Consider the following 14,661-nt stretch of genomic DNA (forward strand, 5'->3'; position numbering starts at 1 on the left):
CCGGTCGAGGTGACGAGCGGAAGAGCGAGGGCGGCACCCGCGACCCCGGCCACTGCGGCGACGCGGACTGCCTTGGTGGAGCGCCGGTGGCGGCCCTTGCCGTGGAGCTGCATGTCTTTCTTCCTTAACCATCGAGACTGTCCGCCGCGGGGATTGCGGCGAACCGGTCGAGCGGCAGCGACACTAAGCACACCGTTCGGGATGCACCAAAAACGCTCATCCGTGATCATTGCGCTTACTTGACATCGCACGACCACATCTGTGCAGGTAACGCCGGTTGTTGGGGCGTTCGGAGGTCGCTTGCGGCCGGGGGAGAGCGGAGAGAAGCGTCACATCGCCCCAACCGCCCTAAATGCGCCTAAGGTTCAAACCGGGCATGAGGTGTCATGGTGCGCCCCGCACCCGGCGCGAATCGCCCCCGCCCGCCCGCTTCTTGGGGCGGTCCAGCCCTCGACCGGGCGCGTCGGAGGCTCCCCGGAAATCCCGTTGCGCCGCCGTCTTCGTGCCGTAAGCTCGACCGCTCCGCCCGCCCCCACGCCGTCCCTGCGCCCGCACCGCGTCCGCGGGGCGCCGGGCCCACGAGCCGCGCGCGGTGGGCAACCCCCGCCCCGCACGCCGTCGTTCGAGCCGTCTCCAGACACGAGCAGAGGGAACGCACCATGCCGTCCGAGCCCGAGAACACACCCTTCCCGACTCCGGAGGCCACGCAGGCCGACAGCCACAGCGTCATCGAGGTACGCGGCGCACGGGAGAACAACCTCGCCGGGATCTCCCTCGACATACCCAAGCGCCGGCTCACCGTCTTCACCGGTGTCTCGGGCTCCGGGAAGTCCTCGCTCGTCTTCGGCACCATCGCCGCCGAGTCCCGCCGCCTCATCAACGAGACCTACACGGCCTTCCTCCGGTCGTTCATGCCGAGCACCGGACGCCCCGACGTCGACGTCCTCAACAACCTGAGCGCCGCGATCATCGTCGACCAGGAGCGCATGGGCGCCAACTCCCGCTCCACCGTGGGCACCTTCACCGACGCCTACACGATGCTGCGGATCGTCTTCAGCCGCCTCTCCACCCCGTACGTCGGCACCTCGAGCGCCTTCAGCTTCAATGCCGCGGAAGGCATGTGCGCACGCTGCGAGGGGATGGGCGAGATCTCCGACGTCGACCTCGTCGAACTGCTCGACGTCGAGCTGTCCCTCAACGAAGGGGCGGTGAAGGCGCCCGGCTTCCAGGTCGGCTCCTGGTACTGGCAGGTCCTCGCCCACTCGGGGCTCTACGACCCGGACAGGAAGCTCAAGGAGTACAGCGAGCAGGAGTGGTACGACCTCGTCCACAAGCCGCTCACCAAGATCAAGGTCGATGCGCCGGGCTCTCCCTCGAACGTCAGCTACGAGGGGCTCCTCGTCAAGGTCCGCCGCGTCCACCTCGCCAAGGACCGCGAGAAGATGCAGCCGCAGTTGCGCGCCTTCGTCGACCGGGCCGTCGTCTACACCGCCTGCCCGGAGTGCGGCGGCAGCCGGCTGAGCGAGGCGGCCCGCACCGCCACGGTCGCCGGGCGGACCATCGCCGAGTGCTCCGGCATGCAGCTCACCGACCTCGCCGACTTCCTCCGCGACCTCGAGGACCCCTCCGTCGCGCCCCTCCTCGCCAACCTCCGCGGCACCCTGGAGTCGCTCGTCGAGATCGGCCTCGGCTACCTCAGCCTCGACCGCCCGGCAGGGACGCTCTCCGGGGGCGAGGCCCAGCGGGTGAAGATGGTGCGCCACCTCGGGTCGAGCCTCACGGACGTCACCTACGTCTTCGACGAGCCGACCGCGGGGCTCCACCCGCACGACATCGCGCGCATGATCGAACTCCTGCGGAGGCTCAGGGACAAGGGCAACACCGTCCTCGTCGTGGAGCACAAGCCGGAGGTGATCGCCGCCGCTGACCACGTCGTCGACCTCGGCCCCGGCGCCGGCACCGACGGCGGCCGTCTCTGCTACGCGGGCGACGTCGAGGGGCTCCGCGCCTCCGAGACGCTCACGGGGAGGCACCTCGGCTACCGGGCGCGGCTCCGCACCGATGTCCGGCGGCCGACGGGGCAGTTGGAGATCCGCGGGGCACGGTTGCACAACCTCAAGGACGTCGACGTGGACGTGCCGCTCGGCGTCCTCACCGTCGTCACCGGCGTCGCGGGTTCGGGGAAGTCGTCGTTGATCCACGGCTCGGTGGCCGGGCGCGAGGGCGTGGTCGTCGCGGACCAGTCGCCGATCAGGGGCTCCAGGAGGAGCAACCCGGCCACCTACACCGGGCTCCTCGCCCCGATACGCACCGCCTTCGCCAAGGCCAACGGGGTGCCGGCGTCGCTCTTCAGCGCCAACTCCGAGGGCGCCTGCGGCAACTGCAACGGGCTCGGCCTCGTCTACACCGACCTGGCGATGATGGCAGGGGTCGCCACCGTCTGCGAGGAGTGCGAGGGGCGCAGGTTCACACCCGAGGTCCTCACCTACACCCTGCGCGGGCGCGACATCTCGGAGGTGCTGGAGATGTCGGTCGGCGAGGCGGGCGCGTTCTTCACCTCGGGCCAACCCCGCACCCTGCTACGGCGCCTCGACGACGTCGGCCTCTCCTACCTCCGGCTCGGCCAGCCGCTCAACACCCTTTCGGGCGGGGAGCGGCAGCGTCTCAAGCTCGCCGTCTCGATGGCGGAGAAGTCCGCGACGTACGTGCTCGACGAGCCGACCACCGGGCTCCACCTCGCCGACGTGGAGCAGCTCCTCGCCCTCCTCGACCGGCTGGTGGACGACGGGCACTCGGTGCTCGTCATCGAGCACCACCAGGCGGTGATGGCCCACGCCGACCACCTCATCGACCTCGGCCCGGGCGGTGGCCACGACGGCGGGCGCGTCCTCTTCACCGGGCCGCCCGCGGAGCTCGTCGCGCACGGCGACTCGCCCACCGCGCGGCACCTGCGCGAGTACGCAGGCGGCCGACCGGCGTGAACCGGCGGCCGTGCCGCCTCGCGCGGGCGGTACGGCCGCCGGTTCACACCCGGTGCGCTCCCTGGGGCCAGACGATCGAGACCGGGACGTCGTAGGTGCGGGCGAAGTCGACGACGTCGGCTGTGGTGCCGGGGGTGCCGTCCCAGACGGCGAGGAGGTGGTCGGCGAGGCCGAGCACGGCGCCGCTCGCTGCTGACCTCGCGTGGTCGTCGTCGACCGTCATGCCGGTGCGGTGCACGGCCCTTGCGCGGGCCACGAGGCGGTCGTAGGTGGTGCGGTGGACGTCGGAGAGGCCCTGCCGGAAGAGCTTCGCCGGCTCGACCGTTTCCAGTTCGGCGCCGTGCGCCACGACGGCCTCGGCGAACCACGCCTCCGGTCCCTCGGCGAGGCAGGAGACGCCGACCAGCTCCTCCGCGTCGAACCGCTCCACCTCCGTCAACAGCGCCTCGCGCACCAGCAGTTCCGTCTGTTCGGGGAGGCCGTCTTGCCCCGTGATCCCCAGGTACATGTGGCCATCCTGAGCGAACTCGGGGCTCACGGCCACGGTTACCGCCGTTCACTACCCGATCGGATTCCTTCCGCGTTGACGAGGTGCTCGCGATCACGCCTGCGGGGGATGGACGGAGGAGCATCCTCCGCTCCCTCGTACGACCGCGCCGTCACCCGCCGAGGCAGGAGCGCACCGCCGCCACGAGGCGGTTGGCGCGTGCGTCACCGTGTCCGACCATACGGTTGGCGACGTAGGCGAAGCCGACGCCGAACTCGTCGTCACCGAACCCGAGTTGCCCGCCGGCGCCGTCGTTGCCGAAACTGCGCGGCCCCAGCAGCGGCCGGAACGAGGAGTCGAGCAGGAACCCGGAGCCCCAGCGTGCCCCGGCGTCGAAGCCCAACCACCCTTCACCCGAGGAGACCTCGCCTGTCGCGTCCGTCAACGTCGCCGGAGTGAGCAGGCGTTGCCGGTCACCGATGCCGGTCGCCGCTGCCGCGTAGAGCCCGGCGAGGCCGTCGGCCGACGCCGTGGCGCCCGCCCCCGGCAGCTCCGTGCCGAGCAGCTCCGGGTCGTTCCAGCCGTGCGGTTCGTGCAGGCCGGGGAAGGCGAGGGCGCCGTTCATCGTCACGATACGGGTGAGCAGGTGCTCCGGTCCTGGCCCCGCCGGGCGGCCCTCGGCCTCGGCGAGCAGGGCCCGGGCCTCCTGCTCCTCGGCGGGCAGGCCGATCCAGGCCCGGAGTCCGAACGGCTCGCCCACGGCACGCCGGAAGTACGCGCCCGGGGTCGACCCCGTGACGCGGCGGACGACTTCGCCGATCACGAAGCCGAAGACGTGACCGTGGTACTCGTGCGCCGTGCCCGGCTCCCAGAGCGGCTTCTGCTCCTCGAGGGCGCGGACCACCGGCGACCAGGCGGCGATCTCCTCGAAGGTGAGCACCGCGTCGAGAGCGGGGAGTCCGGCCCGGTGGCCGAGGACCGTGCGGCAGGTGACGGCCTCCTTGCCGTGCCGGGCGAACTCGGGCCAGTACCGGGCGACGGGCGCGTCCAGGTCGAGGCGCCCCTCCTGGGCGAGGAGGTGGGCGCACACGCTCACCGCGCCTTTGGCGCAGGAGAAGACGGGTACGGGGGTGTCCTGCCTCCACGCGCGCCCCGTCGCCTCGTCGGCGACTCCGCCCCACAGGTCCGCGACTCTGCGTCCGCCGACGTAGACGGCGGTCGCCGCGCCGAGTTCGGGGAAGTCGGCGAAGTTCCGTGCGAACGCGTCGGCGACGGCTCCGAAGCCCTCGTCCGCCCATCCGTGCTGCTCCATGGCGGGTTTCCTTCCGTTTTTCGGGCGATTCCGTGTCCGGGCTCCGCTGCCGGGCGGCGCACGCTACAGCGAAGAGCGGGGCGCCTCGACTCAATTACCCGGTGCCCGGGAGGAGTCGAGGCCGCGGGTGCACCGCGGTCGGAGCACAAGAGGTTGTCAGAGGCGCGTGCGAGGGTCTTCACATGACGGAGGCGATCCCGCAGTCGGTGCGGACGGCGAGTACGGAGGTGGTCGGGCCCGGTGCTGCCGGGGAGCTGGTGGCGTGCTGGGTGGCGGTGACGAACGCCGGGGGAGCCGTCGGGTTTCCCTTCCCGCCGGTGGGCGAGGCCTAGGTGCGGCCGTTCGCCGAGAAGCTGTGCGGTGAGGTGGGCACGGGGAGGTGCCGGCTGGTCACCGCGCGGGTGGGCGCACGCCTCGCGGGCTGGCTCGCGGTGCGAAGGCAGTCGGAGCCGCTCGTGGCGCACTGGGGGACCGTCCACCACGTCCAGACGCACCCCGCGTTCCGCGGGCGGGGAGTCGGTGCCGCGCTCATGGCGGAGGCGCGGCGGCTGGCGCGCGAGGAATGGGGCCTGGAACAGCTTCACTTGACGGCGCGCGGCGGTGCCGGCCTCGAGGGGGTTCTACGAGCGCCTCGGCTGGCGGGAAGTGGGGCGGTGGCCCGGCGCACTGCGGCTCTCGCCCGGGGACGACAGGGACGACGTGCTCATGGTGCTGAGTCCGCTGTGAGCTCCCTGCCGCCGGCGGTCCGGGGAGGCGGGCGCCCGTCGGCACGACGGCGGGAAGGCTGCCCGGCCGGGTACGCTCACGGGCAAGTGAGCGTGCATCAGGGCGAGTTGGCGAAGGAGCCCGTGAGCGGCCGGCCCCTCGGTCCGCGGCACCGGCGGTGCCCGCGCCGCCCGCTCGGCCGCGGCCGGGTGTGGCGGCGCGGGCCGCGCGGGTAGGGCTCCGGGCAAACCCGACAGAAGGGAACGGCACCCATGAGCGGCACCCCGCAGGACCAGCCGGAGGGCAACACGGAGTACGGCAGGAGACCGTTCAAACGGTCGAAGAGCCACTTCGCCGACCGCATCACCGCCGACGGCCGCGACGGCTGGCCGGTGGAGGCCGGGCGCTACCGGCTCGTCGTCAGCCGTGCGTGCCCGTGGGCGAGCCGGGCCCTCGCCTCCCGGCGGCTGCTCGGGCTGGAGGACGCCCTCTCGCTCGCCGTCGTCGACCCGCTCCAGGACGACCGCAGTTGGCGCTTCACCCTCGACCCCGACGGCCGGGACCCGGTCCTCGGCATCCGCTTCCTCCACGAGGCGTACGACAAGCGGGAGTCGGAGTACCCGGGCGGCGTCAGCGTGCCCGCGATCGTCGACGTCCCCAGCGGGCAGCTCGTCACCAACGACTTCCAGCAGATGACCCTCGACTTCGCCACCGAGTGGACGGCGCTCCACCGCGAGGGCGCCCCCGACCTGTACCCCGAGCCGCTCCGCGAGGAGCTCGACGAGGTGATGGAAGGCGTCTTCCGCGACGTCAACAACGGTGTCTACCGCGCCGGTTTCGCCACCACCCAGTACGACTACGAGCAGGCGTACGAGGACGTCTTCCGCCGCCTCGACGCCCTCTCGTCCCGGCTGCGGGACCAGCGCTACCTCGTCGGCGACACCCTCACGGAGGCGGACATCCGCCTCTTCACCACGCTCGTCCGCTTCGACGCCGTCTACCACGGCCACTTCAAGTGCAACCGCAACAAGCTCACCGAGGACCCCGTCCTCTGGGCGTACGTCCGCGACCTCTACCAGACCCCCGGCATCGGCGACACCGTCGACTTCGACCACATCAAGCGCCATTACTACGAGGTGCACACCGGCATCAACCCGACCCGGATCGTGCCGGCGGGACCCGACCTCTCCGGCTGGCTGGCGCCGCACGGCCGCGAGTCCCTCGGCGGCCGGCCGTTCGGCGACGGGACGCCGCCGGGGCCCGTGCCGGCGGGGGAGGAAGTGCCGGGCGGGCACCGCCCCTGAGCCCCGCATCGCCGACGCGCGCGGATGCCGGGCGGTGGCCGCACCCGGTGTCCGCCGCGGGTTCGGGCTGCCTCGGCTCAGGAGAAGAGCGCGGCCAGGACCACAAGCGCCAGCAGGAGGGCGAACGTCTCCCAGCGCATCGCCCGGCGCAGTGTGCCCCAACGGAGCGATCCCGCGCTGTGCCTCGGCGGGCTGCCGGAGGGCCCGCCGTCGGAACCGTCGTCGCTCATCGGCACAGGCTAGCGGGAGCGGAGCGGGCCCCGACAAGGCGGAGTGCGCCGCGGGTTCGACGCGGTCGGCTGGAGGGTCGCCGGGCGGCGGGCGGGAGCGTGCGGCGGTCCCCCGCCGGCCCGTCGTCCACGCGCGACGTTCAACGGGCCCCGCTCAGTGCGCCGTTGCGCCGTGCCCCTCGTCGAGGACGCAGGGAATCTCCATCGTCACCATGGTGGGTCCGCCCTCCGGGCTGTGGACGGCGAGGACGCCGTCGAACGCGCCGAGGCGGCGGGCCACGCCGCGCAGACCCGAGCCCTCGGCGTCCGCGCCGCCGCGTCCGTCGTCGGTGACGGTGAAGTGGAGCATCCCGTCCCGGTACCCGGCGTCGAGCCAGACCCGCCGCGCCTCCGCGTGCTTCGCCGCGTTGGTGAGGACCTCGCTCACCGCGAAGTACGCGGCCGACTCGATCGCTCCCGCCGCCCGCCCCGGCAGCGGCAGATCGACCTCGACCGGCACCGCGGTGCGCAGCGCCAAGGCTTCGAGCGCCGGCCCCAGGCCGCGCTCGGCAAGGACTGGCGGATGGATGCCGCGCACCAGGTCCCGCAGCTCGCCCAGCGCGTCGGCCGACTCCGAACGCGCCTTCACCACCAGCTCCTTGGCCCTCGTGGGGTCCTTCTCGATCAGTGCCTCGACAGCACCGAGGCTCATCCCCATCGCGACGAGCCGCGCCTGCGCGCCGTCGTGGAGGTCGCGTTCGATGCGGCGGAGCTCGGCGGCCGAGAAGTCGACCGCCTCGTGGCGGGTGCGGGTGAGGTGGTCGACGCGGCGGTGGAGGTCCTCCTCGCTCGGGCCGAGCACCGCTTTGGTGAGCCGGAAGTGCAGCGTCAGCAGGAGTGGCGCGGCGAAGAGCGCCACCGCGCTGAGCGCCGCCGCCAGCAGGCCCGCGAGGAGCGCCGTCGCCTGCCCCTGGACGGGGACGAAGCCGTACCAGTAACCGACGCTGCTGCCGTCGGTGAACACCCGCCACAGGCCGGCCGCGAGCGCGTACCCCTCCAGCGGATAGAAGACGAGCCCCGCGGCGAGCAGCGCCGAGACGAAACCGGCCGTCATGTCGGTGGCGAGCCAACCGAACTGCCGCCAGGTCGCCGGGTTCCGCAGCAGGCGCCCGAACACGCGGACGCCGGCGAGGAGTCCGGTGGGCGCGGGCTCCGGAGGGGACGCGCGTACGGGGTCGATGCGCACCCCGGCCCACTCGGCGGCGAGACGGCGGCGCCAGTCGGCGAACCTGCCCACGAGGCCGAAGAGCGGCGGTGTGGTGACGACGCCGACGCCGAGCACGGTGGACGTGAGCGAGAGCGTGCAGAGGACGAAGAGCGCCACGGAGCAGCAGAGCGAGACGACGGCGAGCGTCAGCCCCCGCACCCCGGCCAGCAGCATTCGGCGAAGCCGCATCCCCGTCCCTCCGCTCGCCTGCCACGTCCCTGCCGCAGAGAGTCTGCCGGCGCCGGCCGCGGCCGCCACCGTGCGCGGTGCGCCCTGCGGCAGGGCGCACCGCGCGACGTACGACGCGGCGCCGCGAGTATCCCAGACCCGACGCCCGGCGCCCCAACGTGCGCTCGGCCGGGGGGCGTCGGGCTTCCGCCATCGAGCCGCGAGCGGGCGGCGGCCTCCGGAGGGAAACCGTCCCCCGCTCGCCACGCGGCCGTCGTAACGGGCGGCCTTTCCGGAGCCGGCGCCACCCGTACGCCGCTGCGCTCGACGTTACGAGCACGAAGACCCGCCCGCACGGGGCGTACGCGCCCGGTCGGGGGTGGTGCCGGGTACACCCGGCGCCGTCACAGGCGGGTGGGCACGGCCCGGTCCCGCACGGTGGTCCAGCGCCACTCGGTGAACTCGTCGCGGTTGGTGAGGACTCCGTGCCTGCTGCCGTTCCCCGAGGCGCCGACGCCGCCGAACGGGACGTACGGATCGTCGTCGATCGTGCGGTCGTTGACGTGCACCATGCCCGTGCGCAGCCGGGCGCCGAGCGCCTCCCCGCGCCGCGGGTCGCCCGTGACGACGGAGGCGACGAGCCCGTACTCGGAGTCGTTGGCGACGGCCACGGCCTCCTCCTCGTCGGCGACCCGCACCACGGGCGCGACGGGCCCGAAGGTCTCCTCGCGGAAGAGCGGCGACTCCTGCCCCACCCGGTCGAGCACCGTGGGCCGGAGGAAGAGCCCGCGGTGCACGCCCCCCGCGCGCACTCGGGCGCCGCCCGCCGCCGTCTCCTCCACGAGGCGGCAGACGCGCGCGAGTTGGCCCTCGTCGATCACGGGGCCGAGCTCCACCTCCTCCCGCCACGGGTCGCCCACCCGCAGCTCCTCGGCGATCTCGGAGAGCCGCGCCACGTACGCGTCGGCGAGCTCCTCGACGACGATGTGGCGGCCGGCCGCCATGCAGACCTGCCCCTGGTGGAAGAAGGAGCTCGACGCACCGAGCCACGCGGCTGCCTCCACGTCCGCGTCCTCCAGAACCACCAGCGGGTTGTTGCCGCCGAGCTCCAGCGAGGTCCGCTTCAGCGCTCTTCCGGCCCGCTCGCCGATCGCCCGGCCCACCGCCGTCGACCCGGTGAACGCGATCACGCCGACCTCGGGCGCCTCGACGAGCGCCGCACCCGCCTCGGCGCCGCCCGGGACCACGTGCAGCACCCCCTCGGGAAGCCCCGCCTCCTCGAAGAGCCGCGCGTACAACTGCCCGCCGGAGACCGCCGTCCTGGGGTCGGGCTTCAGTACGACGGCGTTCCCCAGTGCCAGTGCGGGCGCCACGGCACGCTGCGAGAGCACCATCGGCACGTTCCACGGGCTGATCACGCCGACGACCCCCACCGGCATCTGCACGGCGACGCTGCTGCGCCCCGGCGTGTCCGGCAGCACGCTGCCGCGCGGTTCGCCGGCGAGCGCCGCCGCCGCGAGCAACTCGTCGCGGACGGCGCCGACTTCGTACTCCGCCTTGCCGCGGACCGAGCCGCTCTCCCGCACCACCCACTCGAGGAACTCCTCGCGGTGCTCCCCGAGCAGGTCCGCGGCCCGCCGCAGCACCTCCATCCGCGCGGTGTGGCCCGAGGCCGCCCACGCGCGCTGCGCCTCGGCCGCCTGCGCGGCGGCGCGGCGCACCCCGTCGGGCCCGGAGAGTCCGACGCGCGCGAGCACCTCGCCCGTGGCGGGCTCCACGCTGTCGACGACCTCGCCGTCCGGTGCGATCCAGCCGCCGGAGCTGACGGCTCCGTCGAGCGAACGCGGTGTCAACAGAGGGGACATGGCGCCTCCTGAGGCGTAGGAGCAGGGTGCACCTGTACCGCGGAGGGCCGGGCGAGAACCGGGCGCGCTCTTTCGGCCACGTGCGTGTCTCGCAACGGAAGTACCACGCCCCGGGTTTCCCCGTCACTACCTGCGAACTCTCCGGGCTGTGCGTTCCGGAGGGATGCGGCCCCGGGCGCCCCGTCCTCGGGGCGGACCTGGACGCCGCCGCCTGACCGCCCCTTTCACGTCGCTCCGACCGCGTGCGGTACAGCCCGCCGGAATGGCCGGAAATGACCAACGACACCTGTCTTGACGGCAATTGGCAGCGGCGCCACGATGCCCGAAGCGTTCACGTGAACGTTCACGTCCTGCCGCGCAAGACCCCAGCAGTCCCTCCGAGCCGCCATCCGCCGCTCCGCTGCCGACGAAGGGTTCCGCCGCATGCCGTACCTCAGATCCGCGCGCAGACCCCGCCCCCTCCTCCGCCGACTCGTCCTCCTCGGCACCGCGTCGACCGCGGCCCTGCTCCTCGCCCCGGCCGTCCCGGCCGCCGCGCAGGCAGCGCAGCCGCAGGGACAGCCGCAGGGCAAGAACCGCCCCCGCGCCTTCGAGGTGCGCGTGGCCACCTACAACACCTGCGGGCACGGCTGCCTCCCGACGAAGGCCGAGTGCGAGGCCGTGATCGGCCGCGACTGCGCGACGAAGCTGCAGCCCTGGGCCGGCGGCCGCGCCGCGAAGGTCGCACACGACATCGCGCGGACCCGCGCCGGCGTCGTCGCCACCCAGGAGATCGGCAACAACGCGACGCCGACGCAACCCGGCGTCGACGTCGAGTCGTTCCGCGCCCCGCTCACCCGCGCCCTGCACCGCCTCGGCTACGCGGAGGCCCCGGCGGACTACGCGGGCACCCGCCACCCGTGGAAGGGCTACCCGCTCAAGTCCGGTGCCGGGCGCTTCACCTACTACGACGCGTCCCGCTTCAGCCACCTCGACCGCAGGGGCAGGCCGCTCCCGCACGACCTCCTCTGGCTCCCCGACTCCACCGAGATCTACGGCAAGACGATGACGTGGAACACCCTCCGCGAACGCCGCACGGGCGCGCGGTTCGTCGTCGTCGACATGCACCTGGAGTACCGCAAGAACGGCGCGACCGACCCCAACGGCTGGACGAAGAACTGGGACAAGGTCCGCTACGTCGACGCCAAGCGGACCATCGCCCACCTCACCCGCCACAACCCCGCCACCCGGGACCTGCCGATCGTCTTCGCAGGCGACATGAACTCCGAGGGCCGCGACCCGAAGGCGAGCGCGTACGCGGCGTTCGGCGAGGCCGGCTACGTCGACAGCCTCGCCGTGGCCGGACGCAGCATCGGGCAGGGGTTCGCCTCGTTCAACGGCGGCGAGATCCCGCTGCCGCGCCGGGAGGGGAAGCTCGACTACGTCTTCGTCGCCGGCGGCACCGAGGTCCGCAACTGGACGCTGGTGCCGCAGACCCTCGCCCCCGCTGGACCGCCCCGCATCCTCCTGCGCTCGGACCACAACCTCGTCCACACGACCGTCCGTCTCCCGGTGGTGAAGCGATGACCCGCACCGAAGACCCCGCCCTCGCCCGCTTCAACCCGCTGCCGCGCGTCCTCGTCCACGACGACTTCGATACCGGCGCGCACGGCTGGGTCGAGCTGATCGGCAACCACGACGAGCACGGCGACCTCGGCACCGTCGACGACCACATGCGCGACTTCCGCCCGCCGCAGCTCAGTTCGTGCAACTTCTTCGACGTGGGCACGCACGGTGCCCTCTCCGGTACCTACGCGCTCAAGGTCGCCACCCGCCCGCTCACCGGACACACCGGCGTCGCCATCCGCCGCCTCACCATGGCCGGCCGCGGCCTCGTGCAGTTCGAGACGTACCTGACGTACAAGTCGGAGGCCGCCTCGGCGGAGAACAGGGCGGCGTACGCGGCGGGTTCGGGGAAGTGGGACGCCAACTTCCATCCGTCGGAGAACCAGTTCGGCGCCTTCACCGTGGCGACCGACATCTGCGACGGAGTCCGCTACCACTGCGTCGCGCGCTACCTCAACACCGACCTGGCGAACAGGCCGCGCCGCCAGTGGGTCTATCCGGCCGTCCCCGAGCCGACGCCGCGCGAGCACTTCGAGGGGAAGCTGAAGCTGCCGCCCACCGCCGACTTCACCGCGCCGGACCCGGACGACTGGCACGCCTTCGGCGACGCCCAGGAGCTCTGCTACAACGAGGTTCCGACCAAGGTCAACTGGCACTACCTGCGGTGGCTCATCGACACCCGCACCCGCACCAACGTCGAGCTCCAACTCAACGACACCGTCCACGACATGCGCGGTGTCCCCGTCCCCGCCTACGCGGAGGAGTACGGCTCGCTGCGCAACCTCCTCAACTTCTACGTCTCCGTCCGCACCCACACCGACGTGCGGAACTTCCTGTACCTCGACTCCGTACTCGTCTCGGTGGATTGGTAGGCGCCGGATGTCCATGCGTCAGTCGTTGACCGCCGTGCTGGAGCGCGGCGCCACCCTCACGGGCTCTTTCGCCACCGAGCCGTACGAGGCCGCCTGGGCGGCCGAAGCGCGGTGGTTCGTCCGCACCCTCGCCCCGCCGCCCGACGGCGCACGCCTCCTGGTGCACGCCCAGGTCTCACCCGACGGCCTCCACTGGTGCGACCTGGACGAGCCGCGCCCCGTCGACGCCGCACTCGTCAGTTGGACCTCCGTGCGCTTCGGCGGCTGGCTGCGGCTCGCCGGCACCCTGGAGCCGGGCGGCACGCGCTCCGCGGAGACGACGGTCCACATCTACCTGGCGCTGAAGAGCTAGCGGTGCGCACGCGTCCCGTATCGGCCCTGGCGCGCCGGGAGTTCCTCGCGCTCGCCGGCCTCGGCGCCTCCGGCGTGCTGCTCGGCGCGTGCGGCACGGGGAGCGGCGCGGCCCCCGAGGGCGCCCTGCGCGCGGCCTTCGGCCAGCCGGTCACCGACCTCGACCCGTACAAGGCGAACACGGCGGTCGACGAGGCGACGCTCATCGTCAAGCGGCTCGTCTTCGACACCCTCGTCCGCAGGGAGGGCGAAAAGCTCGCGCCCGGGCTCGCCCGCTCCTGGGAGCGGACCTCGCCGACCACCTGGGTCTTCCACCTGCGGCCCGGCGTGAGATTCCACGACGGCAGCCGGCTCACGGCGCGCGACGTCGTCGCCTGCCTGAAGCGGACCAAGTCCGTCGAGTCGGCGCAGACCCCGCTGTGGGAGCCGGTCGTCTCGGCGACCGCCGACGACGCGCACACGGTCACCTTCACCACGTCGGTGCCGCTCGGCGCGCTCCCCGTCAACCTGACGCTTCTCTTCATCGTCCCGGCGCGGTTGGCGGCGGACCCGGCGCAGTCCCGGAGCCCGGTGGGTTCGGGGCCTTTCCGGGTCGCCGGGTTCACGCCCTCCACCACCGTCGAGTTGGAGCGGAACGACTCCTACTGGGGCGGCAGGGCCCGACTCCCCGCCGTCTCGCTGCCGTTCGTGGCCGAGACGTCGAGCGCGATCACCGCCCTCCGCAACGGCGACCTCGACCTGCTCTGGCCGATCCCGCCCGACCAGCTCGCCGAGGTGGAGGGCGCCGGAGGCGTCCGCGTCGAGACGGTCCCGAGCTGGACGTACTACTTCAGCTGGTTCAACTGCTCCCGGAAACCGTTCGGCGACCCCGCCGTGCGCCGCGCGATGTGGCAGGCCGTCGACGTCGCGGGTCTCGTCCGCGAGCTCTTCGGCGCCGGCGCCGAGCGGATGACGGCGCCGATCCCCTCGACCGTCCTCGGGCACCGCGCGCAGCAGCCGTACGCGTACGACCCGGCGGCCGCGCGGCGCGCCCTGCGGGACGCCGGCTTCCCGCGCGGCTTCCGCACCTCGCTGATGTGGTTCGACGCGACGGGGCCCCTCGCGCGCGAGCTGGCGCAGGCGATGATCTCGGCGTGGAGCGAGGTCGGCGTCGAGGTCGAACCGCAGAGCATCGAGAAGGCCCAGTGGCTGGAGCGCCTCAACACCCTCGACTGGGACATGAACCTCCAGACCAACACCGTCACCACGGGGGACGCCGGCTTCTCCGTCGGACGCCTCTACACCTCCAAGGCCAACCGCCTCGGCTACGCCAACCCGGCGCTCGACGCCGTCCTCGCGAAGGCCGACCGCGCCGCCGACGAGGACGAGCGCTCCCGCCTCTACGGGGACGCCTGCAAGACCCTCTGGGACGACGCGGTCGGCATCTTCCCCGCCACGCTCGTCACCGCCTACGGACTCCGGCGCGGCCTCACGGGCTTCACCCCCGCCGCCAACAACCAGCCCGAACTCGCCGACGTGGCAAGGCGGTGAGCGGA

The 14,661-nt window shown here is 72.9% G+C and carries 11 protein-coding genes and 1 pseudogene; 7 read left to right on the plus strand and 5 right to left on the minus strand.

The genetic code is table 11. The features are described 5' to 3' along the window. Positions 1-659: 659 nt before the first annotated feature. Positions 660-2,981, plus strand: a complete 2,322-nt coding sequence (locus tag UWG_RS0118385) for an ATP-binding cassette domain-containing protein (protein ID WP_016908682.1) — start codon at positions 660-662, stop codon at positions 2,979-2,981. Between the two features lie 43 nt (positions 2,982-3,024). Here UWG_RS0118385 and UWG_RS0118390 read toward each other — a convergent pair whose 3' ends face one another. Beyond that, positions 3,025-3,489, minus strand: a complete 465-nt coding sequence (locus UWG_RS0118390; RefSeq protein ID WP_016908683.1) for a hypothetical protein — start codon at positions 3,487-3,489, stop codon at positions 3,025-3,027. Positions 3,490-3,640: 151 nt separating this feature from the next. After that, positions 3,641-4,780 carry a serine hydrolase domain-containing protein gene (locus UWG_RS0118395; protein ID WP_016908684.1) on the minus strand — a complete coding sequence of 380 codons (1,140 nt, stop codon included), beginning with the start codon at positions 4,778-4,780 and terminating at the stop codon, positions 3,641-3,643. A 182-nt stretch (positions 4,781-4,962) separates the two neighbouring features. On the opposite strand from UWG_RS0118395, the pseudogene UWG_RS34265 reads away from it, so the two are divergent. Continuing rightward, positions 4,963-5,506: pseudogene (locus UWG_RS34265) on the plus strand (N-acetyltransferase family protein). A gap of 251 nt (positions 5,507-5,757) precedes the next feature. Further along, positions 5,758-6,789, plus strand: a complete 1,032-nt coding sequence (locus tag UWG_RS0118410; RefSeq protein WP_016908687.1) for a glutathione S-transferase family protein — start codon at positions 5,758-5,760, stop codon at positions 6,787-6,789. A 77-nt stretch (positions 6,790-6,866) separates the two neighbouring features. Here UWG_RS0118410 and UWG_RS33405 read toward each other — a convergent pair whose 3' ends face one another. From UWG_RS33405 to UWG_RS0118425, 3 genes are all read right to left on the minus strand, one after another. After that, complete coding sequence (locus tag UWG_RS33405) at positions 6,867-7,019, minus strand: hypothetical protein (RefSeq protein WP_016908688.1); 153 nt, start codon at positions 7,017-7,019, stop codon at positions 6,867-6,869. Positions 7,020-7,173: 154 nt separating this feature from the next. Further along, positions 7,174-8,439: a sensor histidine kinase gene (locus UWG_RS0118420; protein WP_016908689.1), complete on the minus strand. Its 1,266-nt coding sequence runs from the start codon at positions 8,437-8,439 to the stop codon at positions 7,174-7,176. A gap of 398 nt (positions 8,440-8,837) precedes the next feature. After that, on the minus strand, positions 8,838-10,298 hold the full coding sequence (locus UWG_RS0118425; protein ID WP_016908690.1) for an aldehyde dehydrogenase family protein: 1,461 nt from the start codon (positions 10,296-10,298) through the stop codon (positions 8,838-8,840). 423 nt (positions 10,299-10,721) lie between these two features. Between UWG_RS0118425 and UWG_RS0118435 the strand changes: the two genes are divergently transcribed. The 4 genes from UWG_RS0118435 to UWG_RS0118450 are packed head-to-tail and all read left to right on the plus strand — an operon-like array spanning position 10,722 to position 14,656. Further along, positions 10,722-11,864, plus strand: coding sequence for an exonuclease/endonuclease/phosphatase family protein (locus UWG_RS0118435; RefSeq protein ID WP_016908692.1), 1,143 nt, complete (start codon positions 10,722-10,724; stop codon positions 11,862-11,864). Beyond that, positions 11,861-12,775 carry a DUF6772 family protein gene (locus UWG_RS0118440; protein WP_016908693.1) on the plus strand — a complete coding sequence of 305 codons (915 nt, stop codon included), beginning with the start codon at positions 11,861-11,863 and terminating at the stop codon, positions 12,773-12,775. The genes UWG_RS0118435 and UWG_RS0118440 overlap by 4 nt, the downstream gene beginning before the upstream one ends. A 7-nt stretch (positions 12,776-12,782) precedes the next feature. After that, on the plus strand, positions 12,783-13,127 hold the full coding sequence (locus UWG_RS0118445) for a hypothetical protein (protein WP_016908694.1): 345 nt from the start codon (positions 12,783-12,785) through the stop codon (positions 13,125-13,127). 2 nt (positions 13,128-13,129) lie between these two features. After that, positions 13,130-14,656: an ABC transporter substrate-binding protein gene (locus UWG_RS0118450; RefSeq protein WP_016908695.1), complete on the plus strand. Its 1,527-nt coding sequence runs from the start codon at positions 13,130-13,132 to the stop codon at positions 14,654-14,656. Positions 14,657-14,661: the final 5 nt, after the last annotated feature.

Source organism: Streptomyces xiaopingdaonensis (assembly GCF_000262345.1).
GTDB lineage: Bacteria > Actinomycetota > Actinomycetes > Streptomycetales > Streptomycetaceae > Streptomyces > Streptomyces xiaopingdaonensis.

What these genes read in the sequence shown, in the direction of transcription:
- UWG_RS0118420 (WP_016908689.1), bottom strand. Translation starts at nt 8,439, where the DNA reads ATGCTGCTGGCCGGGGTGCGGGGGCTGACGCTCGCCGTCGTCTCGCTC.
- UWG_RS0118445 (WP_016908694.1), top strand. Translation starts at nt 12,783, where the DNA reads ATGTCCATGCGTCAGTCGTTGACCGCCGTGCTGGAGCGCGGCGCCACC.
- UWG_RS0118435 (WP_016908692.1), top strand. Translation starts at nt 10,722, where the DNA reads ATGCCGTACCTCAGATCCGCGCGCAGACCCCGCCCCCTCCTCCGCCGA.
- UWG_RS0118425 (WP_016908690.1), bottom strand. Translation starts at nt 10,298, where the DNA reads ATGTCCCCTCTGTTGACACCGCGTTCGCTCGACGGAGCCGTCAGCTCC.
- UWG_RS0118410 (WP_016908687.1), top strand. Translation starts at nt 5,758, where the DNA reads ATGAGCGGCACCCCGCAGGACCAGCCGGAGGGCAACACGGAGTACGGC.
- UWG_RS33405 (WP_016908688.1), bottom strand. Translation starts at nt 7,019, where the DNA reads ATGAGCGACGACGGTTCCGACGGCGGGCCCTCCGGCAGCCCGCCGAGG.
- UWG_RS0118395 (WP_016908684.1), bottom strand. Translation starts at nt 4,780, where the DNA reads ATGGAGCAGCACGGATGGGCGGACGAGGGCTTCGGAGCCGTCGCCGAC.
- UWG_RS0118390 (WP_016908683.1), bottom strand. Translation starts at nt 3,489, where the DNA reads ATGTACCTGGGGATCACGGGGCAAGACGGCCTCCCCGAACAGACGGAA.
- UWG_RS0118385 (WP_016908682.1), top strand. Translation starts at nt 660, where the DNA reads ATGCCGTCCGAGCCCGAGAACACACCCTTCCCGACTCCGGAGGCCACG.
- UWG_RS0118440 (WP_016908693.1), top strand. Translation starts at nt 11,861, where the DNA reads ATGACCCGCACCGAAGACCCCGCCCTCGCCCGCTTCAACCCGCTGCCG.